We start from the raw sequence: 23,118 nt of genomic DNA, 5'->3' as shown, positions 1-23,118 counted from the left end.
CTATGTGCCGTCAGCAGCCGTCCATCGGCCGCTGCGCCTCTGACAGCTACTGATTCAGACCTTCGTAATGCACCAGAATTGCGTTGGCGAGGTCTTCATCGCTGGCGTTGATGCCAGGGTTTTCCTGGCGAACCTGTTGCAGCACCGACTCAAGATAAACCCCACGAATGGCCCCGCCACTGGCGACGAATGCAGACAAGTCGTCACGGGCCGGAATCACCATTTTGTGATCCTTGAAGGTCGAGTACAGCGACGCGGAGACACCCGCCGAGGTGGCGACATCACCCGCATCGACGCGGGCCAGCGCCGAACCGACGGGCAGGCATAAGAGTAAAGAAGAAACGAGCACTAACTTGCGCATGACGGTATTCCTCCACAAGCGCGAAGCAAAAGGGAAGTACTACATAATGTGAGAGGTGCGCGCGGGGCGGGAGTTCCGTGGGAGTTTTAAGAGAGACGCGGGCAGCACCGTTGCGGGCTGCCCGGTTAGCTGCGGGACGGTCAGATCACGCCGCAGGCCATGCGCTCGCCGCCACCGCCGAGGGGTTTGGGCATGTCGGCATGGTTATCGCCGCCGGCATGGATCATCAGTGCATGCCCCTTGATCTCGGAAATTTTCTTCAGGCGCGGCGCCAGCACCGGATAGTTGGCGACGCCGTCAGCCGTCACGTAAACCGCCGGCAAATCGCCCAGATGGCCATCAGCGTAGGGACCGAGGTGCTTGCCGGTTTTCTGCGGATCGAAATGGCCACCGGCCGCGAGTGCCGCGCCTTTGACGCCGTCCTTCATACCGGGCTCGCAACTGCCGTTTTCATGGACATGAAAACCATGCACGCCGGCCGGCAGGGATTTCAGCTCGGGGGTAAACAGCAGGCCATACGGTGTCTCAGTGATGGTCACCGCACCAATCGCCTGCGGTGCACCCTCGGCGCTGACCAGATTGATGGCGACTTTTTCGCTTGCCGCCTGAGCGGTGCCGATAGCGAAGGTGCCGAGTAGTCCCAACCAGAGTGCGCGTTTCATAAGCGTTTCCTTGTGCTGCAGGAGTTTTCAGAAGGACCGACTCAATAACCTTTGCCCATTAACAGGCGATGAAGGCGCGATCCGCGGTGTTGCAAAGTGAGACTCGTCGCACAATCCGAAAGTTTTGCCGGCGCTGTCTCCCTGCGTGGACATTCGCTGACACGCTCTGGCGCGGCAGATCGGCGCAAATAGGCTTAACTCAAGGTCTGACAGGTTTAACTGCGAGCCCGGGGAGGATTTTCAAGGTGTCGATCAAACTGCGTTTAGTGTTGCTGATTGTTACCGGCCTGCTGACAGCGCTGATCATGGCGGTGGTCAGTTACATCGGCAATGCGCACATGGCCTCAGCGGTCAACGACAACGCGGTCAGCATGAGCGCGCTGCGCAACCACATGGAAGCCGACATGATGCACGATGCCCTGCGCGCCGATGTCTACTCGGCGATGCTGGTGGGGTTGGGCAAAAGTACCGGGACGGCGGCCGAAGTGCGCGATTCGATCAACGAGCACGCCGGGCATTTCCGCGAGGTCCTCGACGACAACCTCAAGCTGCCCATCAACCCGACCCTGCGCACGGCGCTGGAGCAGATCAAGCCGAGCCTCGACACGTACATCAATGCCGGTGAGCGGATTGTCGGGCTGGCACTCGACAACCCGGAGGCGGCGCAGCAGGAACTCGCTACGTTCAACACCGCGTTCAGTCAGCTCGAAACGCAGATGGCGGCGCTAAGCGAGCTGATCGAAACCAATACCCGGCAGACCAGCGAAGGCACCGAAACGGCAATCCACAATGCCAATCTCGCCCTCGCTGTGGTGTTGATCGCCAGTCTGCTGTTGCTACTGGCGCAGGGGCGCTGGGTGATGCTGAGCATCCTCGGCCCGTTGAAAACGGCCAGTCGAATCGCCGAAAGCATCGCCCACGGCAACCTCAGCGAGCCTATCGCCGAGCCGTCCGGCAAGGACGAGGCCAGCAGCCTGATTCGGACCCTGGCGACCATGCAGCGGGACTTGCGCGACATGATCGACGTAGTGCGCCGTAACGCCCACGGCGTCAGCGGCATGAGCGAACAGTTGAGCCACGGCTGCCATCAGGTCGCCGACAGCAGCCAGCAGCAAAGCGTCGCCGCCGGGACCATGGCCGCAGCCGCGAGCCAGATGACTGCGAGCATCGAGGAAATCACCCGCCACGCCGAGCGCGCCTTGGGCATGGCCAATCAGGCCGAGTCATTGGCGAAGAATGGCGGGCAGGTGATCCATCAAGTGGTCAGCGATATGGACGATATCGCGCGCTCGGCACAACAGTCGGCGCAGGTGATCCGCACGCTGGACCAGGAATCCGAAGCGATCTTCAACATCATTCAGGTGATCAAAAGCATTGCCGACCAGACCAACCTGTTGGCGCTCAACGCCGCCATCGAGGCCGCTCGAGCCGGTGAGCAGGGTCGGGGCTTTGCGGTGGTGGCGGACGAAGTGCGCAGCCTGGCTGCGCGAACCAGTGCGTCCACTCAGGAAATCGCCGCGATGGTCGCGCGCATTCAGTACAGCACTCGCGAGGCGGTAAGCAGCATGGAGGCGGGCGTGGCGCAGGTCGACAAGGGCATGGCGGTAACGGCTGACGTCGAACGGGCGATTCGCGAGATCCTCGACGCGACGTTGAGCACTACACAACTGGTCAATGACATTACCCGCACCATCGGCGAGCAGAGCCATGCCAGCAACGAGATCGCCCATCAGGTGGAAATGATTGCCGGGATGTCCGAGGGCAATAGCCGGGTAATCGGCCAGACGGCGAATACGACAGATGAGTTGTCGAGTCTGGCGGGGCAGTTGGCGCAATCGGTGGATCGGTTTCGGTTGTGAGTGTTGCTGCGAACACCACAGCCCAGTGTGTGTGGCTTGCCAGCGATGAGGTCGGTACATTCAATATTGATGTTGACTGACACACCGCTATCGCTGAAAAGCCAGCTCCCACATGGGCTGTGGTGTAAACACAATACGTTCACAACATATAAAAGATGAGTTTTACCCCGTCAGAACTTGAACGCCTGCCGCCCCACCAGTAACCACTTCCCGTCCTGTTTCTGCCAGATCTGAAAGTTCTCGATCTCCGTCGGCACCACTTCGGTCCCTTTCAACGCCTGTGCTGAGAAGTGATGGCGCACCAGTGCAGTATCGCCGGACAAGGTGATGCTCTGGTTCTGCATTTCCAGCGTCTTGAACGCGCTCTTGCCCGTTTCGATATCGGCGATGAACTCTTTCTTGTTCTGAATCTTGCCGCTGGAGTGGCCGTAGGTGAGGTTGTCGGCGGTCAGGGCATTCAGTTCGGGAATGTCCTTGTGCAACATCGCCTGAGTCAGATGATCGACTGCCTGGGCAACATCGTTTTGTGTAGGAGCGGGGGCGGCCATGGCGTAGCCGCTGAAGGCGCAGAGAAAACCGATCAGAAGTCGGGTCTGGGTCATGGGTATTTCCTTTGTTGTTATTGGATGGATGACTGACCAATCCAAAAGCATGAAATCATCAGTCATCGTACAACCTAGCAGATTCATCCTGGATTACACAACGGCGCCACTTCGTTCGGTAACGGCACAGAGGTCTCGGCAAGAATCTGCCTCAGGATCATGTTCGGCGCTTGGCGGCCGATAAGTCCCTGAGCGGAAAAAGACTCTCAAGTCGGGAACAGACGCGCGGGTTTGCCCTGACGTGATATTCTTCGCGCCAACTTGGTTTGACCTTATTCAGTTTGCTTGCCTTTTCGGCGGGCCGACGGAATCCCTGTCGCTCAAGTAGCTGAAGCCAATAATGATAAGAAGTCAGTTCAGAAGGGACATTAACTGAGGTCGATGCGGTACGTCGGCCTTGTGTGCCCACCCGTCAAAATTGAAGTGTGCCGGAACCCGCGACGCTAGCCTGAGCGTCGCAACAGAGGGGCCACACACGCACAACAGCGGCGGGCGGAAGGCGTTTTATCATAGGTGCAACAGATGTTTAAAAAAGTGAACACAGCCTTGCTGGGTCTGGCTTTGGCGATGGGGATGTCGTCCGCCAATGCTGACGAAGCAAAGAAAGTCGACGTCCTGCTGATCGGCGGCGGCATCATGAGCACCACCCTGGGTGTGTGGATCAATGAGCTGGAGCCAAGCTGGTCGATGGAAATGGTCGAGCGCCTCGACGGCGTCGCCCTCGAAAGCTCCAACGGCTGGAACAACGCCGGTACCGGTCACTCGGCACTGGCCGAGCTGAACTACACCCCGGAAGACGACAAAGGCAACGTCACGATCCCGAAAGCTGTCGAGATCAACGAAGCGTTCCAGGTCTCCCGTCAATTCTGGGCCTGGCAGGTTCAGCAAGGTGTTCTGAAGAACCCTCGCTCGTTCATCAACACCACTCCGCACATGAGCTTCGTGTGGGGCGATGACAACATCAAGTTCCTGAAAAAGCGCTACGAAGCCCTGCAAGCGAGCCCGCTGTTCGCCGGCATGCAGTACTCCGAAGACCCGGCTGTGATCAAGAAGTGGGTCCCGCTGATGATGGAAGGGCGTGACCCGAACCAGAAAATCGCGGCCACCTGGAGCCCGCTGGGTACCGACATGAACTTCGGCGAAATCACCCGCCAGTTCGCCGGTTACCTGCAGACCAAGCCTAATTTCGACTTGAAACTGTCCAGCGAAGTGCAGGACATCACCAAGAACGAAGACGGCACCTGGCGCGTCAGCTACAAAAACCTGAAAGACGGCACCAAAACCGAAACCGACGCCAAGTTCGTGTTCATCGGCGCGGGTGGCGGTGCACTGCATCTGCTGCAAAAGTCGGGCATTCCTGAAGCCAAGGAATACGCTGGCTTCCCGGTAGGCGGCTCGTTCCTGGTGACCGATAACCCGGCCATCGCCGAGCAGCACCTGGCCAAGGCCTACGGTAAAGCGTCGGTTGGCGCACCGCCGATGTCGGTTCCGCACCTGGACACCCGTGTTCTGGACGGCAAGCGCGTTATCCTGTTTGGCCCATTCGCGACCTTCAGCACCAAGTTCCTCAAAGAAGGCTCGTACCTGGACCTGCTGACCAGCACCACCACCCACAACATCTGGCCTATGACCAAGGTCGGCATTAAGGAATACCCGCTGGTCGAGTACCTGGCTGGCCAACTGATGCTGTCGGATGACGACCGCATGAACGCGCTGAAGGAATACTTCCCGAACGCCAAAGCCGAAGACTGGCGCCTGTGGCAAGCCGGCCAACGCGTGCAAATCATCAAGCGTGATGAAGCCGCTGGCGGCGTGCTGAAACTGGGCACCGAAATCGTTGCTGCACAAGACGGCTCCATCGCCGGCCTGCTGGGCGCATCGCCAGGCGCGTCGACCGCTGCTCCGATCATGCTGAGCGTGCTGCAGAAAGTCTTCAAAGACAAAGTCGCTACCCCGGAATGGCAAGCCAAGCTGCACCAGATCGTTCCAAGCTACGGCACTCAGCTGAACAGCGATCCAGCCAAAGTGGCTGCAGAGTGGGCTTACACCGCCAAGATCCTCGAACTGCCGACACCTCCAGTGATCGGTCAGGCGGCTGCTCCGACTGCACCTGCTGCTGAAAAAGCAGAAGCTCCGAAGGAAAACGCTGCACGTGACATGGCGCTGTAACTAGACGCCTGACGCACAAAGCCCACTGAACCGGCGACGGTCAGTGGGCTTTTTTGTGGCCCCACCCCTGTAGGAGCTGCCGCAGGCTGCGATCTTTTGATCTTGTTTTTATAAGATCAAAAGATCGCAGCCTGCGGCAGCTCCTACACGAGATTGGGGGAGGGTCAGGCTTTTGTTTTCGCCAGATAGGCACCGAGGCGCCGGCCCATCTCTTCGCCCAGGGCTTGCAGTCCGCTGAGGGGACGCACCATCACTTCGAATTCGACAATCTTGCCGCTCTCGTCGAAACGAATCATGTCGATGCCTTTGAGCTCCTTCGAACCCACCTTGGCACTGAACTCCAGAATCACATTCAAGCCATCGGCAGTCGCCAGTTCACGGTGATATTTGAAATCTTCAAACACCCCGAACACCGTGTTGAGAATCATCGAAACCACCGGGGCGCCAGGGTACGGCGTGTGTGCCATTGGCGAACGGAACACGGCGTTGGCATCCAGCAGCGCGGGCAGGGCGTTCAAGTCGCCGGTACGGATCATTTCGTGCCAGCGTTTCAGGGATTCGGCGACGTTGGGCTGCAGGTTCAGATCAGTCATTTGCACCTCTGGATTTTTGTTGTTCTTCGACTCTAGATCAAAGCGCTGTCAGGGCAACCTTAATGTCGCTCCCTGATATCACCTTATTGCCCCTCCCTGTAGGAGCTGCGGCACGCTGCGATCTTTTGACTTTGCTTCTGAGAACCAGGATCAAAAGATCGCAGCGTGCCGCAGCTCCTACAGATCAGATTTCATCTGATACGCTTTTTTCGTTTCAATCTGCCTCTGTCATCGGTTCAGATGCAGGATCAAAATGCCCCCGGCAGTTCGGTCACTCACGACAATCCTTCATTCCGAAGTGTCCAGTGCACCGCAAGCTAAGCATGAGGAGAGCAACATGAACAAAATGGCGATTTTCCTGGGTGGCTTTCTGGCACTGACCATTCTGATTGGCTTGCTCGCGACAATTTCTCCGGTCTGAGATATGGCCACAAGATGATGTCCGGGGTGTGCGGTGCGAATCGTGTTTAAATGCCGCGCTTTCACACCTCGAAACGGACTTCACCCATGGCCGAACAACGGATCCGCGCCCTCGCACTTTGCGTTTTTCATCATCACAGCAAAATTCTGGTCAACGAATTTCGTGACCCGGTCAGCCAGCAAACCTGCTTTCGTCCACTCGGTGGCGGTATCGAATTCGGCGAGACCAGCGCCGAAGCAATCGTGCGCGAAGTGCAAGAGGAGTTGGGCCTGTCCATGACGGATTTGCGCCTGCTCGGCACACTCGAAAGCCTGTTCATCTATAACGGCAAACCCGGGCACGAGATCGTCCAGGTCTACGACGCGACGTTTGCCGACTCCAGCGTGTACACGCATGCGCAAATGATTGGACATGAAAGCGACGGTGCTGCCTTTACTGCGCGCTGGCATGACAGTTCAAGTTTCAGCGAGCAGGCGCCATTGGTGCCGAAGGGTTTGCACGATTTGCTCAAGAGCGTCGGGTTGCTGGCCTGAGAGTCAGCGCAGCGCTCGCCTTTGTAGGTTTTCCGCCTCCCCATCAAATGTGTTGCGACGTCGACCGTCATTCCAGGTATTAGACTCAGCTGACGATTCAGTCGTCGGGGAATAATGGTCCATGGATTCGCTGATCAATGCCGCTGGCAGAGCGCTGTCCGCCGGCGATCCGCTGGGCGCGTTGAACTACGTCGCCCTGCGTGAAGACCCGCCGGCGTTGGCGTTGCGCGCAATTGCCATGGCTCAGCTCGGTGATCTGCGTCGCGCCAAAGCGCTGTTGCAACGGGCGGTGAAGGCGTTCGGCAGCAATGAGCCGTTGTCGCGAGCACGTTGTGTGGTCGCCGAGGCCGAAGTGGCACTGGCGGCGCGGGATCTGGGCTGGCCGGTGAAGGCACTGGAGGCGGCGCGGCGGGTGTTGCAGGCGCACGGTGACGGCGTGAATGCGGCGCACGCGCGCTATTTGCAGATTCGCCGGTTGCTGTTGATCGGCGAACTGGATGCGGCCGAAACATTGCTGGGTGAGACTGACCCGGCGCCGTTGCCGCCCGCGCTGCGTACCGCACATGAATTGATCGCTGCCGGGATCGCCGTGCGTCGGGTTCAGGCGCATAAGGCCGGTGCGGCGCTGGCTCGGGCGCAGGCTGCGGCGCAACAGGCCGGGATCGCTGCACTGAGCGCCGAGGTCGATCACGCCAGACACATGCTTGCCGCGCCGGCAGCGCGGTTGATCGTTGCCGGTGAGGCGCAAGCGGTGAATCTGGCGCAGGTTGAAGCCTTGTTCACGTCGTCGACACTGATCGTCGATGCCTGCCGCTATAGCGTGCGCGGTGCCGGCATAACGGTGGCGCTGACCACACGGCCGGTGCTTTTCAATCTCGCACGTTTACTCGCGCTGGCCTGGCCGGGCGATGTGGCGCGCGAAACGCTGTTCGCCCAAGCCTTTCGTTTGCCCCTCACGGATGAATCACACCGTGCCCGCTTGCGCGTCGAAATTGGCCGGTTGCGTGCGACGCTCGCACCGCTGGCGAACATCAACGCGACGCCAAGGGGCTTTGCGCTGGTGGCCGAGGATGTCGCGTTGCTGACACTGCCGGTCGAGGACAAATACGCGGCGTTGCTGGCCTTGCTTGCGGATGGCGAGGCCTGGTCGAGTTCGGCGTTGGCGCTGGCCTTGGGCAACAGTCAGCGTCAGGTACAGCGGGCGTTGGAGGCTCTGGCGCGGGCGGACAAGGTGCAGGCGTTCGGTGTCGGTCGGGCGCGGCGCTGGCTGACTCCACCAATGCCGGGTTTCGCGACGATCTTGTTACTCCCGGTGTCGCTGGGCAATGGCTAGGCTGGACTCACACATCCACGAGGAAGCCCACATGAAACATGCAAACGCAGAAATCCTTCGCGAGTACGGCCCGTTTGATGACATCAAAGGCATTCACGGCGTGACGTTCGATGGCCGGCAGGTCTGGTTCGCCAGCGACGGCCAGCTCAATGCACTGGACCCGGCCAGTGGCGAAACCGTGCGCACGATCAAGGTCAACGCCGACGGCGGCACCGCTTTCGACGGCCAGCACCTGTACCAGATTGCCGACCGCCGCATCCACAAAATCGACCCAGCCACGGGGCGCGTCCTCCACACCATCCCGGCGCCGGGCGATGGCGGCGACTCAGGCATGGCTTGGGCGGATGGCTCGTTATGGGTCGGTCAGTATCGCGAGCGCAAGATTCATCAGATCGATCCGGACACCGGCAAGATCCTGCGCACGCTGGAGTCAAACCGCTTCGTCACCGGCGTGACCTGGGTGGATGGCGCGTTGTGGCATGGCACCTGGGAGGCGGATGAAAGTGAATTGCGGCGGATCGATCCGCAGGACGGCGAAGTCCTCGAAGCGCTGACAATGCCAGTGGGACAAGGTGTTTCCGGGCTGGAGGCGGACGGTGCGGATCGCTTCTATTGCGGTGGCGGCGACAGTGGGCGTGTGAGGGCGGTGCGTCGGCCCAAGTCGTGAGGGTGACGGCACTGGCCTCTTCACGAGCAGGCTCGCTGCCACAGTGATTGCGGGTGAACACGAGCTTTGTGAGTTACCCAAAACCCTGTGGGAGCGAGCCTGCTCGCGAAAGCGCAGTGTCAGCCACCGCTGTTGCGACGACGTTCAACGCCATCCGGGTTGCCGAGGTCCAGCAACCTTCTTTCCACCAGGACATTTTCAAGCGCCTGACGCTCGATCGGCGCCATTTGGTGTTCACGTTTTTTCAGTTCCAGCAGGATCGGGCTGGACCAGGTGCGGTAGGTCTGTTCGATGTTGCGGCGGGACGTCATCAGTCTCTCCTTGATCAAGAGCCCGGTGTTGCGGGCAGGGGCTCAATCCGATGAGCTGTAAACCTTAGACGACAAACTGTCGGTATGCGAATGCACCGCAATCCCCTGTAGGAGTGAGCCTGCTCGCGATAGCGGTGTATCAGGCAGAGCTGATGTGAATGAAAGACCACTATCGCGAGCAGGCTCACTCCTACAGGGGTTTTTTGGTGGGTTTGGGTCAGTCGTCGATGTCCATCAACTCCTGCACGCCTTCCCACGCTTCGGCGCGCATGCGTTCGATGTCCAGGCCCGGAATCATGCCGTTATCGACGACGACTCGACCGCCGACCAAACTGTATTTCACCGTGATCGGTTCGCCCGCCACCACCGGGGCGACGGCGCTGTCGTGGAAACCGTAGAACCTTGGATGGTCGAGGCTGTAGATCACCAGATCGGCCGCCTGGCCAACCTCCAGCGTGCCGACGGCGCCGAGTCCCAACACCTGCGCGCCGCCCGCTGTGCCCCAGTGGATGACGTCTTCCGCGGTAGTCGCCGAGGCGCCTTGTTCGGCGCGGTGGATCAGCCACGCGGTGTTGGCTTCGCCGACCATGCTCCCGGACTCGTTGGAGGCCACGCCGTCGACGCCCAGGGAGATCGGCACGCCGGCCTCGTACATTTGCGGCACGGGCGCGACGCCGCTGCCCAGTCGTGCGTTGCTCACCGGGCAGTGGGCGATGCCGGTGCCAGTCTGGGCAAGCATGCGGATTTCACTCGGTTGCAGGTGCACGGCGTGAGCAAACCAGACGTCGGGGCCGAGCCATTCGTGTTCGGCGACAAACTCCACCGGCAGGCAGTTGTACTTTTCCCGGCAGAAGTTCACGTAGTTCTGCGTCTCGGACAAGTGCGTGTGCAAACGCAAGCCGAGGCCGCGCGCGGTGTGCGCCAGTTCGCGCAGCAGGGTGGGCGGCAGCGAGAAGGTTGGCGTGGTTGGGGCGACCACCACGCGGCGCAGCGCATCCGGGGTGTCCTGGTGATACCGCGATTTCAGCCGTTCGATGTCGCCGACCATCTGCTCGAGACTTTCCGGTTGCAGCGCGGTTTTCGAGAAGCCCGGATGTGCGCTCGCTGACTCCAGCGCACCACCCCGACAGAGCACGAAACGCAGGCCGAATTCATCAGCCAGATCGAACAGCAAATCGCCGGTCTCGGTGCTGCCGTGGGCGTGGTAGAGGTAGTGGTGATCGGCGCAAGTAGTCACGCCGGACAGCAGCAGTTCGACCATGCCCAACCGCGCGGCGATCCGCGCCAGTTGTGGCGTGAAGCGATTAAGACGTGGGTAGGGCACGCTCGCCAGCCAACCCTGCAGGTCCTGATTGAGACCTTCGGGCACGGCTTTGAGCAGGTTCTGGAACAGGTGATGGTGGGTGTTGATCCAGCCCGGGTAAACCACGCAATGGCGCGCATCGATCACCCGCTCGCCGGGTTGCGCCGCAAGGTCGGCGGCCATTTCGGCGATACGCCCGTTGACCACGCGGATGTCCACGGCACCGGCCCGGGCGCGCGGACCGCGCAGGCCGGTCATCACTGCGACTGGATTCTTGATCAGGATGTTCTGAAGTTGAGTCATGGGCAGCTCCAAACTAAAGGATGTGCGAGGCAGATTTGCTGGCGGTGGTTTCGGGCACGCTGACGCCATTCAGCGCGGCGTTGAGCAGCACCGACACCAGGCAGGCGATGACCACGCTGCTGTGCAGGAACGGCTGCGACCACTCGGGTAATTGTTTGAACAGGGTCGGCGCGAGCACCGGCACCAGCGCGGCGGCGATGGTGAAACCGACGATCAGCACGTTGTAGCGATTGCGCTCGTAATCGACCTTGGCAAGGGTCTGAATCCCTGCCGCCGCGACCACGCCGAACATGGCGATCCCGGCGCCGCCCAGCGCGGCAGTCGGCATCGAGGCGATGATCGCCCCGGCCTTCGGCACCAGCGCAATCGAGCACATCAGCAAGCCGCTGACCGCGACCACCCAGCGACTGCGCACGCCGGTGAGGATCACCAGGCCGACGTTTTCCATGAAGGCAATAAACGGGAACGCAGCGAACATTCCGGCGATGGTGCTGGCCAGTCCGTTGGCGCGCAGGCCGTTGATCACCTGTTTGTCTTCCACCGGTTTTTCGACGATGTCGCCGATGGCCACGAACAACCCCATCGACTCGACCATCTGCACGATCATCACCACCACCATGGTCGCGATGGGGATCAGGCTGAAGGTCGGCACGCCAAAATAGAACGGGTAGGGCACGGTCAGCCATGGCGCTTCTTCGACGCTGTGAAAGTTGCCCATGCCCAGGCTGTAGGCGAGACCGGCGCCGATCAGCATGCCGATCAGCACCGCCATGTTGCGCAGCAAAGGGCTGCCATAGCGGTTGACCAGCAGAATGGTCAGCAACACCACCACCGCCACGCCGAGGAACGCCGGCGCACCGAAGTTGCTGGCGTTGCGACCGCCACCGACCCACTCATAGGCAATCGGGAACAGTTGCAGACCGATCACGGTGACGATGCAACCGGTCACCACGGGCGGGAAGAATCGCCGCAATCGGCCCACGAACGGCGCCATCAACATGGTAAAGATGCCCGCGCCGATCACCGCCCCGCAGACCCCGGCGAAACCGACATCGGGGTTGCTGCCGATGGCGATCACCGGGCCGACACTGCTGAACGCCACGCCTTGCAGAATCGGCAGGCGTACACCGAACTTCCAGAAGCCGACGGTTTGCAGGAGGGTGGCAATGCCGGAGCAGAACAACGTGGTACTGATCAGCACCACGGTGTCGGCGTGGGACATTTTCAAGGCACTGGCGACAATCAACGGCACGGCGATGGCGCCGATGTATGAGACGGCCATGTGTTGCAGGCCGAGGGTGAGCATCTGTCGCACCGGCAGAATCCGGTCGACGGGGTGAACGGCGGAGGAGGGAGTGGCTGACGACATGGGGAAACACCTCTGGCTGTTTTTATGCGGTTGAGAGGGGTATTCGTCTGATGCCTCGGACTTGGGAACACCAAAGATCCCTGTGGGAGCTGGCTTTGTGGTGAGGGGATTTATCCCCGATGGGGCGCGAAGCACCCCCAAAACCTGAGACCGCGGTATCTCGACCACACCGTATTCACAGGGTTTGCGACTGCTTCGCAGCCGATCGGGGATAAATCCCCTCGCCACAGAGTTCACACCACAGTTGCTGGATCGTTGTGGCATCAGTCATTCGTGCCCGGAACCGCCATCCACCGGCTCCGATGCCTTGTTCAGCCTGCCAGGCAGGCGGCGAAGCCCTGGTTCAGGGCCGCGCGGTCCAGGTCGCGGCCGATGAACACGATCTTGCTTGAGCGCGGCTCGCTGCCCCACGCGGTCGAGGCGCGGAACTCCACCAGGCTGTGCACGCCTTGCAGCACATAGCGTTGGTCTTCGTTGGCCACCGCCAGCACGCCTTTCATGCGATAGAGGTTGTCGGCCTGGGATGAGCGCAGCTCGCTGATCCAGCGGTGGAACGCCATCAGGTTGACCGCTTCGTCCACGGCGATGCCCACCGAGGACACGCTGGGATCGTGTTCGTGATCAGGCTCGTCAACGTGATGGTCATGGCCGTCGTGATCGTGCTGTTCCGCGCCGATTTCCATGAGCTTTTGCGTGCACTCGAACGCGCCGATGCCGAGGATCTTGCTCAGGTCGATTTGCGCATGGGTCGAGGTCACCAGCTCCGCCGTGGCATTCAAACCACGGATCTTGCCGCGCAGGGTTTCCACTTCTTCAGGGCTGACCAGATCGACCTTGTTGATAACGATGCGGTCGGCGCAGACAATCTGATCCACCGCCTGATTGTCGACGCCGTCGAGTTGCAGATCTTCCAGATGCTGGGCGATGTGCTTGGCGTCGACCATGGTCACGATGGCGTCGAGTTCGACTTCCTCGGCAATCGGGTCATTGATGAAAAAGCTCTGCGCCACCGGGTACGGATCGGCCAGGCCGCTGGTTTCGATGAGGATGTGATCGAGGCGCACCGGGCGTGCCACCAGTTCGCGGACGATGCGCACCAGGTCTTCGCGAACCTCGGCGGTGCAGCACACGCAGCCATTGACCATCTCGTAGATTTCTTCGGTTTCGGAACTGAGCACCAGGTCCCCGTCGATGCCGACCTCGCCGAATTCGTTTTCGATCACGGCGATTTTGCGGCCGTGGTTTTCTTTGAGTATGTAGTTGAGCAGGGTGGTTTTGCCGGCACCGAAGAAGCCGGTGAGGATGGTTACCGGGATTTTGGTGTTCGGGGTGGGGGCGTTGAATGGCGTGTTCATGGTGAGGCTCCTTGATGATTTACCGGTGCACGATGAATGAGCTGATTCAGTGGATTCGGTGTGGCGAGGGGATTTATCCCCGATGGGGCGCGAAGCGGCCCCAAAACCTGCGATTGCGGTGTTTCAGGTCGAATGGGTTTGCTGCATTTGCGACTGCTGCGCACTCGATCGGGGATGAATCCCCTCGCCACAGGCATTTATTCCCTCAGTGGGTTCTGGGTGTTCTCGCCAGCGCATGGCGACGCCGGCATCTAGGCCGAACAGGTCGAGCACGCGTCCGAGGCTGTGGTCGACCATTTGCGCAAGATTTTCCGGGCGAGCGTAGAAGGCCGGCACCGGCGGGGCGATGATGCCGCCCATTTCGGTGACGGCGGTCATGTTGCGCAGGTGGGCGAGGGTCAGTGGCGTCTCGCGAGCCATCAGCACCAGCGTGCGGCGTTCTTTGAGAGTGACGTCAGCGGCGCGTCCGATCAGCCCTGACGAAGTGCCCGTGGCAATCTCCGCCAGGGTGCGCATCGAACACGGCGCAACCACCATCCCGAGGCAGCGAAACGAACCGCTGGCAATCCCGGCGGCGACGTCATCGGCGCGGTGGTAATGGCTGGCCAGCGCGGTGACGTCGGTCAGTCTGTAGTCGGTTTCGTGGGCCATGGTCAGCAGCGCGGCGCGACTGATGATCAGGTGGCTTTCGATGTTCAGCTCATTGAGCAATTGCAGCAGGCGCACGCCGTAAATGAAGCCGGACGCGCCGCTGATGCCGACGACCATCCGCTGCCGGTTCACGATTCCAGACCTTTGAGCAAAACCCGCGCTCGCTCCAGTACTTCCTGATTGAGCTGCGCCTTGATCCCGTCAAAACCCGAACCGCGTGTGGCGTCGAGGCCCATGCGTGAGGTGGTGCCATTGACCGAGGACGAAGGATCAAGCGGACTGCCCGGCAATCCATCAATGGTGAAAATATCCATATGCGGCTGGAAATGCGTAGCCAGTGCCCACAGCACCTGGCTGTCATCGCTGATGTCGATATCGCTGTCCACCGCGATCACGGTTTTCAGATACGGATCCCAGCCGAGCAGCGCCAGCATGATCTGTCGCGCCTCGCCGTCGCGGCTCTGATCCAGCGCCACGTAGCAATGAAAATGCGTACCGGAGTTCGGGTAATGCACGGCGGTGACGGCGGGGAAACGCGCCTTGAGCTTCTCGCTCATTTCCGCCTCACGGGGCAGGCGGGCGAGTGTCAGGTGTTCGGCGTAGCGGCCGCCCATCACGTCGACCAGCCAGGCATCTTTGCGTTTTAACAGGGTGTCGACGCGCAGCACGTTGTTGGTCGAACGATCCGAGGAGTAGCCGCTGAATTCACCAAACGGACCTTCCTCGGCGTAGGCCGCCGGATCGATGGCGCCTTCCAGAACAAACTCGGCGTAGGCCGGGACACCGATGCCGTAGCGTGGGGTTTTCACCAGTTCCAGCGGCGCGCCGAACAGTCCGCCAGCCACGGCACGTTCATCGGCGCCATAAGGCAAACGCGCAGCCGCCGCGAGCATAAACAATGGGTGCGCACCCACCACCATCGCCACGCGCAGTTCTTCGCCGCGTTCGCGGGCGGTCTGCAGCATCCGCCACAGGTGGCCGCGTGAGTGCAGGCTGGTGGCGAGGGCCTGACGGGCATGGCGCATCGAGCGGTGATAGCTCATGTTGGCGATGCCGGTGAGCGGGTCCTCGGCAATGATGATCGCGTTAGTGATGTACGGGCCGCGATCACTGTCGAAATGCTTGAGCATCGGCAGCAGCGCGAGGTCCAGCGCTTCGCCTTCGAAGACTTCGTCGAGGATCGGGCCGGTGTCCACATAACGCGGCGGGATCGGCTGATTGGCGCGGGTCTGGAAGGTTTCGTGCAGTTGCGCCGGGGTGACGCCGAACAGTCGGGCGATGCGAGTGCGGGAGGCAAACAGGTTGGTCGCCACCGGCACGCCGAGGTTGCCGACGTTTTCGCAGATCAACAACGGATCGCGGCCCTGAGCGGCGAGGGCATCGACCAGGGCGGTGACGTCCTGATCGGCGGAAAGTGTCTGGGTGATGGTCAGCACATCGTCCGGAAACTCACGGCGATAGGCGTCGATGAAGTCGTGAAAGTCCTGGGAATCGCCGAGCGTCGAACGGGTCATGATGTCACCTCGTAAAAAGCAGGCACGCAGGGGTGAGAGCAGCGTTCGATCAAGCAGCCGTTGGCCTGCCGGTCGAGCGAAACGCCGGGTCATCTTCGTGCCTGTAAAGTCGCTGTGTTGCTCACTTGAAACGCTGAAGATCCCTTGTGGCGAGGGGATTTATCCCCGATGGGCTGCGAAGCAGTCCTAAAACCGATAAACGCGGTCTGCCTGATACAACGCGGTCGCAGGTTTTGGGGCCGCTTCGCAGCCCATCGGGGATAAATCCCCTCACCACAGGAAACTCCATTCCCACATTGGGTTGTGTGTAGCTACAAGTACGTGGTGGTCAGGCGAATATCCGCCTCCGCCAGATCCTTCGGCGGTGGTGTCGGTTCGATCCCGCACAACCGGGCGATGTTATTGCCCAGGTAGTCTTCGAGGTGATCCTCATCAATGCCCAACCCCTGCGGTGCCGGTGAGCACAACACCTCCAGTTCGCGCAGCCACATCCCCGGCTCATTCGGTGGCGAATCGGTGCCGAACACGATCTTGTTGCGCGGCAGTTCCTTGGCGAACTCGACGATCCGCGACTGGAAGCACCAGCCCGATTCGCAGTACACGTTCGGCGTGTCCATGGCCATCCAGAACGCCTCGAACGAGTAGTTGCCGCCGGTCTGGATGCCGAAGTGGCCGATGATGAAATTGACCATCGGGAACTCGCGGATGATCGGGTAGAACATCGTCGGAATCGTGTAGGGGCCGTCACCGGTGTGGATCAGCACGACGATGTTGTATTTGGCGCAGACTTTCATCGCCGGCCGCAGCCAGTCGAGTGCCCGATCCGGACGATAGCCGTGCATGTTGGCGTGCAGCTTGAGCATCTTGAAGCCGTATTCCTTGATGTGGAATTCCAGCTCCGCCGCACCGTTTTCCGGTCCCCAGCGCGGGTTGAAGTTGAAGTTGCCGATGAAGCGGTCCGGGTATTTCACGCAGAGTTCGGCGATGTACGACATGTAGTCACGTACGCCTTCGCGGCCCCGGCGGTTGCCGTCGCGGTAACCGGTGTTGCCCGGTGGCGGCTGAATGAAGCCCATGTCGATGCGGCGCGGTTTGCCGTTGATCATGTATGGGCCGTCCATCAACTTGAGCATGCGCTCGCCGGTGAACGGTTCGCCGGTGTGGCGCCAGGCCTCGTCGACCAGATTGGTGGGGTGCAGATGGGTGTCGATAATCATCGGTTCAGCTCCTGGCCAGTTGAGTGGTGACGGGGCGCTTGAGTTGCGCCTCTGCTTCGGAAACGGAACGCGGCGGCGGTGTCGGTTCGAGGCCGATCATCCGTGCGGTGTTGTTGCCCAAATAATCTTCGAGGGTGTCCTCGTCGAGGTTCAGGCCCTGTGGCGGTTCGTGGCAGAGCACTTCGAGCAGGCGCAGCCACATGCCCGGTTCGTTCGGCGGGGTGTCGGTGCCGAAGAGGATCTTGTGCGTCGGCAAGACTTTGGCGAATTCGACGATCCGCGATTGCAGGCACCAGCCGGATTCGCAATAGACGTTGGGCAACTCCATCGCCCATTGCATCGGTTCGAACACGTAGACACCGCCGGTCTGCACGCCGAAGTGGGCCATGATGAAATTGACGTTGGGGAATTCCTTGATCATCGGCACCCATTCCGACGGGATGCTGTACGGCCCGTCGCCAGTGTGCAGCTTGACCGGGATGCCCAGCTCGGCGCATTTCTCGAAGCACGGCCGCACCCAGTCGAGTGCGCGATCGGGACGGTAGGCGTGCATGTTGGCCTGCATCTGCACCATGCCGAAGCCATGCTCCTTGACGTAGCGTTCGATCGCTTCGACGCCGTTCTGCACACCGCAGCGCGGGTTGTAGACGAAGCAGCCGATGAACCGGTCCGGGTAGGTCTGGACCATTTTCAGGGTGTAGGCCATGTACGCGTCGATGGATTCGCGGCCCGAGAGTTCGCCGTCGGTCCAGGTGTAAATCGTGTTGCCCTGCGGCGGCTGGATGAAGGCTTTGTCGATGCGGCGAGGCTTGCCGTTGACCATGTACGGGCCATCCATCATCTCCAGCAGACGCTCGCCGGTGAACGGGTCACCGTCATGCCTCCAGGCGAGGTCCACCAGGTCGGTGGGATAGCAACTGATATCGATGATCATTGAAGTCGATCTCCTGATAGCGGGGAAGGGAGCCTTGCGGCTCTCGGCATCCACGTCCCGGGCAATCGGCCATTTCTATGCGCTGGACACGCGCATTCCCTCGCCTGGTTGCATCCGGCCCGGGTGGGTGGCTGCTGGGGGCGAGTATTGGGAGAGGGGGTTGGGTTCGTACAATATTAATTGGGCGCGGTGGTGATACTTGGGCGATATGGTTTTGGATTTAGCTTCATTGGTGACTGTGCCGGCGCTATCGCGAGCAGGCTCACTCCTACAGTTGGAATGCATTCCCCTGTAGGAGTGAGCCTGCTCGCGATAGCGTCAAGATTGTGTATGCAAAGCCAACTGCCTGATCACCTCAACCACCGGCGCCACCCGCTCAGCCTGCCCATGCGGCCACACCGCATACAGGTTGTAATGCGCCGCAATCTGCGCCGCGTTCAGCGCCACCAGCCGCCCGCTGCGCAACGCATCGGCGGCCAGTAATCCACGCACCAGCCCAGCACCAACACCGGCCTCGGCCGCTGCAATCAGATTCGCCGCATTATCAAAAACCACCCGCGCCGGCGGCTCCACGGGCGGCATGCCCGCCGCATCCAGCCATGGAATCCACGAGCGCCGCGTATACCCCAACAACGGCAACTCAAGCACTTGCGCCGGGCTCAACGGCAACTGCAACCCGTACCGTTCCAGCAACTGCGGCGACGCCACCGCCAGCACCCGATCGCCACAGATCTGCGTCATCTCGCAGTCGTCCCAATCGCCATAGCCATAACGCAACGCCAGATCGACCCGCTCGAACGTGCTGCGATCACTGCGCGGCATCGACAGCAGCGTCACTTCGTAATCCGGCAACCCATCGAGCAGTTGTGGCAGGCGCGGATTGAGCCAGCTCTGCGCCAGTTCGCTGTCCACGTCCAGCGTCAGGCGTTGCGCCACGCTGCGGTTTTTCACCGAGGACAACGCCCGATCAATCTGCGCCAGACCATCCGACAACACGCTGGCAAACAGCTGCCCGGCGTCAGTCAGATTGCTGCCGCCGCCTTCACGCACGAACAGCGGCTGGCCGATGAAATCTTCCAGTGCGCGGATCTGCTGGCTGATCGCGCTGTGGGTCAGATCGAGCTTGCGGGCGGCACTGGAAAAACTGCCGCTGCGCGCCGCGTGGATAAACGCACTCATGGACTGCACCGACGGGTATCGCTTGTACATGTTGTTAGTCCTGCTTACACCGGTTGGCAGAAATCGTCGCTGGCCGCGTGTTGCCAAGGCTCCCACTATTCGGGGACCAGGCCCGCACAAAGACGGGCCGCTCTTTTGGAGCCTGACAATGATTGCATTCACGGTTAACGGCGAACGACGCGAGCTGGATGAGGCGTCCCCCTCCATGCCCTTGTTATGGGTGTTGCGCGATCAGTTGAAACTCACCGGCACCAAATTCGGCTGCGGCATGGGCCTGTGCGGTGCCTGCACCGTGCACCTGAACGGTGTCGCGGTGCGTTCCTGCCAGTTGCCGCTGGCCGCCGTCGCGGGCCACAGCATCACCACCATCGAAGGCTTGTCGCCAAGCGAAAACCATCCGCTGCAACTGGCCTGGGTCGCCGAAGATGTGCCGCAATGCGGTTACTGTCAATCCGGTCAGATCATGTCCGCGGCTGCATTGCTCAGCACCGGGGCGGCGGTGACTGACGATTCGATCCGCAATGCGATGTCCGGCAATATCTGCCGCTGCGGCACTTACGGACGGATCAACAAGGCGATCAAACGCGCGGCGAACACGCCGAAGGAGGCGTAATGCGCCTGCTCGACGACACCTTGATCGAACCGTCACGCCGAATGTTTCTCAAACAAGCGGCGACGGTGGCTTCGGGGCTGGCGATAGCCCTGTATTTACCGTCCGGCATCGCCGCGACTGACCCGAAAGCCCCGGCGCCGGCCACTGAATTCGAGCCCAACGCCTGGGTGCGGATCTTCCCCGACGGCACCGTCAAACTGGTGGTGCACAAGCACGATTCCGGCACGGGCACGCAAACGGCGCTGGCCGCTTGCGTGGCTGAAGAGCTGGACGTCAACCCGATGACCGTGCAGGTGATCACCCCGGAAGATCCGTTCTTCGAAACCTACATTCACCCGATCTGGAAAGTCTTCTCCACCGGCGGCAGCACCAGTGTTTCGCTGGAGTACGACCGCTTGCGGATGGCCGGGGCGACAGCGCGGGCGCTGTTGATCACGGCGGCGGCCAAACAGTGGAAGGTCAGCCCTGACAGTTGCACCACCGAAGACGGCCGAGTTGTTCATCCATCGAGTAAACGCAGCCTCGGCTACGGCGAACTGGTCGGCGTGGCGGCGCATTTGCCAGCGCCGGAGCAGGTCACGCTGAAGGATCCGGCGCACTTCAAGTACATCGGCAAGCTGCGTCACAAACGTGATGCGGCAGCCAAGGTCTGCGGGCGTTTCAAGTACAGCATCGACGTGCAATTGCCAGGGATGCTGGTGGCGGTGATTCAGCGTGCACCCGTGGTCGGCGCAAAGGTGATCAGCGTGAATTCGGCGGCGGCATTGCAGGTGTCAGGCGTGCGCAAGGTGATCGCGATCCCGGGGCGGCCGGACGTGCTTGGCGGCAATCTGGAAGGCGTCGCGGTGCTGGCGGAAACGTTCTGGGCCGCGCAACAGGGGCGCAACGTGCTGGAGATTCAGTGGAGCGATTCAGCGCTGGCCGGGTTCGACAGCGAACAGTTGGCCAGCGCTCAGGCCAAAGCCATCGGCGATCCGACAGTACAGACCGTAAAAGCCATGACCCATGGCGACGTCGCTGGGCAATGGCCAGGCGCGGCGAAGCTGATCGAAGCCGATTACCGCATGCCCTACAAGGTGCAAAATCCGCTGGAGCCGATCTGCATTACCGCACAGGTCAAGGATCAGGCAATCACCTACTGGGGCGGCGTGCAGGTGCCATCGTCAGCGCTGGAAGCGGCGCAAACCGTGTGCGGCATCGACAAGGCCAGGGTCACCATTAACGAGTTGGTGTCCGGTGGCAGTTTCGGCGCGCGGGAGTCTAAATACTGGTTGTTCGAAGTCGCGTATCTGGCGCAGCAAAGCAGCGTGCCGGTGAAACTGCTCAACAGCCGCGAAGACGAAATGCACGCGTTGTTCAATCACCCGGCAACCTTGCACCGGGTCAAGGGTGCGCTCGACGCACAGGGCAAACTCACCGCGCTGCAACTGCACGCGGTGTCACCAGCCTCGCCGGAGCAGTGGGAACCGGGGTATTTCGAACGTCCGGATCATATGGATTACAGCACCACCGAAGCGATCACCGCATGGGACTTTGCCTATCGTCCGCCACACCTGGACCTGAACTGGGTCAAGCACGAAAGCCACGTGCCCAGTGGCTGGTATCGGTCGGTGAGTTTCATCCCGAATGTGTTTGCCGTGGAAAGCTTCATGGATGAACTGGCGCATACGGCCGGCGCCGATCCGTTGGCGTTTCGCCTGGCCAACATGCAGGAGCGACCTCGGCATGTGGCGGTGCTCAAGCAGGCCGCCGAGCGGGCCGGATGGGGCCAGCCGTTGCCGCCGGGCACGGCGCTGGGGATCGCCACGAATCAGGGTTACACCAGTTTTATCGCGGTGGTGGCGCGGGTTGCGACCGTCGATGGCAAGGCTAAAGTGGAAAAACTCACCTGCGTGGTTGATTGCGGCCTGGCGGTGTCACCGGGCGGGGTCGAAGAGCAGATCTACGGCGGCCTGATGTGGGGCTTGGGTCATGCGTTGTTTGACCGGCTCGACATCAAGCAGGGGCGGGTGGTGCAGAGCAACTTCCACGACTATCGCGTTACGCGCATGTCGGATATGCCCGCCACCGACATCGTCGTTCTGGACGGTGAGCCGAGTAAACCCGGCGGTGTCGGCGAACTGGGCAGTCCATCGGTAGCGCCGGCCATCGCCAACGCGTTGTTCGCGCTGACCGGAGTGCGGCAGCGCTCGACCCCGTTGAGCCTGGGGTAAGCTGCCATGGACCTGCGCCTGTTGCGTTACTTCATGGCGCTGGCCGATGAGTTGCACTTCGGTCGCGCCGCCGAACGCCTGCACATTTGCCAGCCGCCGTTGAGTCAACAAATCCGCTTGCTCGAAGAAGAGCTCGGCACACCGCTGTTCGAACGCAGTCATCATCGGGTCGAGCTGACAGCGGCGGGACAGATGCTCAAAGAGCAGACGCCGCTGGTTTTCGAGCAGCTCGACCGGGCGCTGGACCTGACCCGTCAGACCGGACGCGGGCAGCTCGGTGAGCTGGAAATCGGCATGATCAGTTCGGTGATGGTCGGCGTGCTGCCGAAGGCTCTGCACCTGTTTCGCCAGCGTTATCCGCAGGTCAGCTGGCGCCTGCACGAGATGACCCCGGCGGCGCAGGTCAAGGCGTTGAAGGAGAAACGTATCGATGCCTGCGTGTTTCGCGTGGGTTATGACGATCCGCTGTTGCGCAATGAATTGCTGATCTACGAGCCGATTCATGTGGTGATGCCGGCGGACCATCCGTTGGCCTTTCGCGAGGCGCTGGCCCCGGCGGATCTGGCGCAGGAGCCGTTTGTGGCGCTGGAATTGAAGCAGTCGCGCTTTGCCAATTTTCTCTATCAGTGTTGTATCCAGGCCGGGTTCACCCCGCAGATCCGTCAGCAGGTGATCGAGGTGCAGACCTTGCTCAGTCTGGTGCGCGCCGGGTTTGGCGTTGCGCTGTTGCCGGCCTCCATCGAGCAATTGGCGCCGGCGGGGCTGGTGTTCAAGGCGCTGACTCCGGCGCTGCCGGAAGTGCCGCTGTACGCCACCTATCGCGCGGATGATGCGTCGCCGGTGCTCAAGCTGTTTCTCGATACCCTGCGTGAATTGGTGGAATCCTCAAATCACCACTAACCCCTCTAGGAGTGAGCCTGCTCGCGATAGCGGTATGTCAGTCAGCGTATTGGCTA

At 61.0% G+C, this 23,118-nt stretch carries 21 protein-coding genes; 8 read left to right on the top strand and 13 right to left on the bottom strand.

Translation table 11 applies throughout. From position 1 onward, the window contains the following. Positions 1 to 46 precede the first annotated feature (46 nt). Both JFT86_RS25670 and sodC read right to left on the bottom strand, forming a co-directional pair. Complete coding sequence (locus JFT86_RS25670) at positions 47 to 361, bottom strand: DUF2388 domain-containing protein (protein WP_103303299.1); 315 nt, start codon at positions 359 to 361, stop codon at positions 47 to 49. Between the two features lie 140 nt (positions 362 to 501). Beyond that, positions 502 to 1,023: a superoxide dismutase family protein gene (gene sodC, locus JFT86_RS25665; RefSeq protein WP_201233818.1), complete on the bottom strand. Its 522-nt coding sequence runs from the start codon at positions 1,021 to 1,023 to the stop codon at positions 502 to 504. Positions 1,024 to 1,268: 245 nt separating this feature from the next. Between sodC and JFT86_RS25660 the strand changes: the two genes are divergently transcribed. Continuing rightward, positions 1,269 to 2,882 (top strand): methyl-accepting chemotaxis protein, encoded by a 1,614-nt coding sequence (locus tag JFT86_RS25660; RefSeq protein WP_201233817.1) that lies wholly within the window; start codon positions 1,269 to 1,271, stop codon positions 2,880 to 2,882. A 170-nt stretch (positions 2,883 to 3,052) separates the two neighbouring features. Here the strand turns inward: JFT86_RS25660 and JFT86_RS25655 are convergent, their stop codons facing one another. Then, on the bottom strand, positions 3,053 to 3,484 hold the full coding sequence (locus JFT86_RS25655; protein WP_201238945.1) for a nuclear transport factor 2 family protein: 432 nt from the start codon (positions 3,482 to 3,484) through the stop codon (positions 3,053 to 3,055). A 522-nt stretch (positions 3,485 to 4,006) separates the two neighbouring features. On the opposite strand from JFT86_RS25655, the gene mqo reads away from it, so the two are divergent. Then, positions 4,007 to 5,653: a malate dehydrogenase (quinone) gene (gene mqo / locus JFT86_RS25650; RefSeq protein WP_201238944.1), complete on the top strand. Its 1,647-nt coding sequence runs from the start codon at positions 4,007 to 4,009 to the stop codon at positions 5,651 to 5,653. A 164-nt stretch (positions 5,654 to 5,817) separates the two neighbouring features. Here mqo and JFT86_RS25645 read toward each other — a convergent pair whose 3' ends face one another. After that, positions 5,818 to 6,246 carry a nuclear transport factor 2 family protein gene (locus tag JFT86_RS25645; RefSeq protein ID WP_201238943.1) on the bottom strand — a complete coding sequence of 143 codons (429 nt, stop codon included), beginning with the start codon at positions 6,244 to 6,246 and terminating at the stop codon, positions 5,818 to 5,820. Between the two features lie 507 nt (positions 6,247 to 6,753). On the opposite strand from JFT86_RS25645, the gene JFT86_RS25640 reads away from it, so the two are divergent. The 3 genes from JFT86_RS25640 (at position 6,754) to JFT86_RS25630 (ending at position 9,200) form a co-directional block, all read left to right on the top strand. Further along, positions 6,754 to 7,200: an NUDIX hydrolase gene (locus tag JFT86_RS25640; protein WP_201233816.1), complete on the top strand. Its 447-nt coding sequence runs from the start codon at positions 6,754 to 6,756 to the stop codon at positions 7,198 to 7,200. 121 nt (positions 7,201 to 7,321) lie between these two features. Next, the gene (locus JFT86_RS25635) at positions 7,322 to 8,533 is read left to right on the top strand and encodes a helix-turn-helix domain-containing protein (protein WP_201233815.1); all 1,212 of its coding nucleotides are present in this window, start codon (positions 7,322 to 7,324) and stop codon (positions 8,531 to 8,533) included. A gap of 31 nt (positions 8,534 to 8,564) precedes the next feature. Then, on the top strand, positions 8,565 to 9,200 hold the full coding sequence (locus JFT86_RS25630; protein ID WP_201233814.1) for a PQQ-binding-like beta-propeller repeat protein: 636 nt from the start codon (positions 8,565 to 8,567) through the stop codon (positions 9,198 to 9,200). A 119-nt stretch (positions 9,201 to 9,319) separates the two neighbouring features. On the opposite strand, the gene JFT86_RS25625 is transcribed toward JFT86_RS25630, so the two are convergent. The 9 genes from JFT86_RS25625 to JFT86_RS25585 all read right to left on the bottom strand — a co-directional run bounded on the left by JFT86_RS25625 (position 9,320) and on the right by JFT86_RS25585 (position 19,366). Then, positions 9,320 to 9,511: a hypothetical protein gene (locus JFT86_RS25625; RefSeq protein WP_201238942.1), complete on the bottom strand. Its 192-nt coding sequence runs from the start codon at positions 9,509 to 9,511 to the stop codon at positions 9,320 to 9,322. Between the two features lie 217 nt (positions 9,512 to 9,728). Continuing rightward, on the bottom strand, positions 9,729 to 11,117 hold the full coding sequence (locus JFT86_RS25620) for an amidohydrolase family protein (protein WP_201238941.1): 1,389 nt from the start codon (positions 11,115 to 11,117) through the stop codon (positions 9,729 to 9,731). Positions 11,118 to 11,130: 13 nt separating this feature from the next. After that, complete coding sequence (locus JFT86_RS25615; RefSeq protein ID WP_201238940.1) at positions 11,131 to 12,486, bottom strand: nucleobase:cation symporter-2 family protein; 1,356 nt, start codon at positions 12,484 to 12,486, stop codon at positions 11,131 to 11,133. 311 nt (positions 12,487 to 12,797) lie between these two features. Then, entirely contained in the window at positions 12,798 to 13,841 is a 1,044-nt protein-coding gene (locus JFT86_RS25610) for a GTP-binding protein (protein WP_201238939.1), read from the bottom strand. A gap of 123 nt (positions 13,842 to 13,964) precedes the next feature. Continuing rightward, positions 13,965 to 14,609, bottom strand: coding sequence for a UbiX family flavin prenyltransferase (locus JFT86_RS25605; RefSeq protein ID WP_207197627.1), 645 nt, complete (start codon positions 14,607 to 14,609; stop codon positions 13,965 to 13,967). A gap of 11 nt (positions 14,610 to 14,620) precedes the next feature. Beyond that, a complete protein-coding gene (locus tag JFT86_RS25600; RefSeq protein ID WP_201238937.1) occupies positions 14,621 to 16,006 on the bottom strand; it encodes a UbiD family decarboxylase in 1,386 nt (461 codons plus the stop codon). 311 nt (positions 16,007 to 16,317) lie between these two features. After that, a complete protein-coding gene (locus JFT86_RS25595; protein ID WP_064390555.1) occupies positions 16,318 to 17,223 on the bottom strand; it encodes an amidohydrolase family protein in 906 nt (301 codons plus the stop codon). Positions 17,224 to 17,227: 4 nt separating this feature from the next. After that, the gene (locus JFT86_RS25590) at positions 17,228 to 18,157 is read right to left on the bottom strand and encodes an amidohydrolase family protein (protein ID WP_103303314.1); all 930 of its coding nucleotides are present in this window, start codon (positions 18,155 to 18,157) and stop codon (positions 17,228 to 17,230) included. 318 nt (positions 18,158 to 18,475) lie between these two features. Beyond that, positions 18,476 to 19,366 carry a LysR substrate-binding domain-containing protein gene (locus JFT86_RS25585; RefSeq protein ID WP_201238936.1) on the bottom strand — a complete coding sequence of 297 codons (891 nt, stop codon included), beginning with the start codon at positions 19,364 to 19,366 and terminating at the stop codon, positions 18,476 to 18,478. A 118-nt stretch (positions 19,367 to 19,484) separates the two neighbouring features. Here JFT86_RS25585 and JFT86_RS25580 point away from each other — a divergent pair, with 118 nt between their 5' ends. From JFT86_RS25580 to JFT86_RS25570, 3 genes are read left to right on the top strand one after another with little or no spacing between them, the layout of a single operon-like run. After that, positions 19,485 to 19,949: a (2Fe-2S)-binding protein gene (locus JFT86_RS25580; RefSeq protein WP_201238935.1), complete on the top strand. Its 465-nt coding sequence runs from the start codon at positions 19,485 to 19,487 to the stop codon at positions 19,947 to 19,949. Beyond that, positions 19,949 to 22,162, top strand: a complete 2,214-nt coding sequence (locus tag JFT86_RS25575) for a molybdopterin cofactor-binding domain-containing protein (protein ID WP_201238934.1) — start codon at positions 19,949 to 19,951, stop codon at positions 22,160 to 22,162. Before JFT86_RS25580 ends, JFT86_RS25575 begins: the two co-directional genes overlap by 1 nt. Before the next feature lie 6 nt (positions 22,163 to 22,168). Next, complete coding sequence (locus JFT86_RS25570) at positions 22,169 to 23,062, top strand: LysR substrate-binding domain-containing protein (protein ID WP_201238933.1); 894 nt, start codon at positions 22,169 to 22,171, stop codon at positions 23,060 to 23,062. Positions 23,063 to 23,118: the final 56 nt, after the last annotated feature.

It is taken from the genome of Pseudomonas sp. TH06 (assembly GCF_016651305.1).
GTDB lineage: Bacteria > Pseudomonadota > Gammaproteobacteria > Pseudomonadales > Pseudomonadaceae > Aquipseudomonas.
The sequence above is the reverse complement of the archived record's forward strand: the minus strand, read 5'-3'. Positions and strand labels throughout refer to the sequence as shown.

What these genes read in the sequence shown, in the direction of transcription:
- JFT86_RS25670 (WP_103303299.1), bottom strand. Translation starts at nt 361, where the DNA reads ATGCGCAAGTTAGTGCTCGTTTCTTCTTTACTCTTATGCCTGCCCGTC.
- sodC (WP_201233818.1), bottom strand. Translation starts at nt 1,023, where the DNA reads ATGAAACGCGCACTCTGGTTGGGACTACTCGGCACCTTCGCTATCGGC.
- JFT86_RS25655 (WP_201238945.1), bottom strand. Translation starts at nt 3,484, where the DNA reads ATGACCCAGACCCGACTTCTGATCGGTTTTCTCTGCGCCTTCAGCGGC.
- mqo (WP_201238944.1), top strand. Translation starts at nt 4,007, where the DNA reads ATGTTTAAAAAAGTGAACACAGCCTTGCTGGGTCTGGCTTTGGCGATG.
- JFT86_RS25645 (WP_201238943.1), bottom strand. Translation starts at nt 6,246, where the DNA reads ATGACTGATCTGAACCTGCAGCCCAACGTCGCCGAATCCCTGAAACGC.
- JFT86_RS25640 (WP_201233816.1), top strand. Translation starts at nt 6,754, where the DNA reads ATGGCCGAACAACGGATCCGCGCCCTCGCACTTTGCGTTTTTCATCAT.
- JFT86_RS25635 (WP_201233815.1), top strand. Translation starts at nt 7,322, where the DNA reads ATGGATTCGCTGATCAATGCCGCTGGCAGAGCGCTGTCCGCCGGCGAT.
- JFT86_RS25630 (WP_201233814.1), top strand. Translation starts at nt 8,565, where the DNA reads ATGAAACATGCAAACGCAGAAATCCTTCGCGAGTACGGCCCGTTTGAT.
- JFT86_RS25625 (WP_201238942.1), bottom strand. Translation starts at nt 9,511, where the DNA reads ATGACGTCCCGCCGCAACATCGAACAGACCTACCGCACCTGGTCCAGC.
- JFT86_RS25620 (WP_201238941.1), bottom strand. Translation starts at nt 11,117, where the DNA reads ATGACTCAACTTCAGAACATCCTGATCAAGAATCCAGTCGCAGTGATG.
- JFT86_RS25615 (WP_201238940.1), bottom strand. Translation starts at nt 12,486, where the DNA reads ATGTCGTCAGCCACTCCCTCCTCCGCCGTTCACCCCGTCGACCGGATT.
- JFT86_RS25610 (WP_201238939.1), bottom strand. Translation starts at nt 13,841, where the DNA reads ATGAACACGCCATTCAACGCCCCCACCCCGAACACCAAAATCCCGGTA.
- JFT86_RS25605 (WP_207197627.1), bottom strand. Translation starts at nt 14,609, where the DNA reads ATGGTCGTCGGCATCAGCGGCGCGTCCGGCTTCATTTACGGCGTGCGC.
- JFT86_RS25600 (WP_201238937.1), bottom strand. Translation starts at nt 16,006, where the DNA reads ATGACCCGTTCGACGCTCGGCGATTCCCAGGACTTTCACGACTTCATC.
- JFT86_RS25595 (WP_064390555.1), bottom strand. Translation starts at nt 17,223, where the DNA reads ATGATTATCGACACCCATCTGCACCCCACCAATCTGGTCGACGAGGCC.
- JFT86_RS25590 (WP_103303314.1), bottom strand. Translation starts at nt 18,157, where the DNA reads ATGATCATCGATATCAGTTGCTATCCCACCGACCTGGTGGACCTCGCC.
- JFT86_RS25585 (WP_201238936.1), bottom strand. Translation starts at nt 19,366, where the DNA reads ATGTACAAGCGATACCCGTCGGTGCAGTCCATGAGTGCGTTTATCCAC.
- JFT86_RS25580 (WP_201238935.1), top strand. Translation starts at nt 19,485, where the DNA reads ATGATTGCATTCACGGTTAACGGCGAACGACGCGAGCTGGATGAGGCG.
- JFT86_RS25575 (WP_201238934.1), top strand. Translation starts at nt 19,949, where the DNA reads ATGCGCCTGCTCGACGACACCTTGATCGAACCGTCACGCCGAATGTTT.
- JFT86_RS25570 (WP_201238933.1), top strand. Translation starts at nt 22,169, where the DNA reads ATGGACCTGCGCCTGTTGCGTTACTTCATGGCGCTGGCCGATGAGTTG.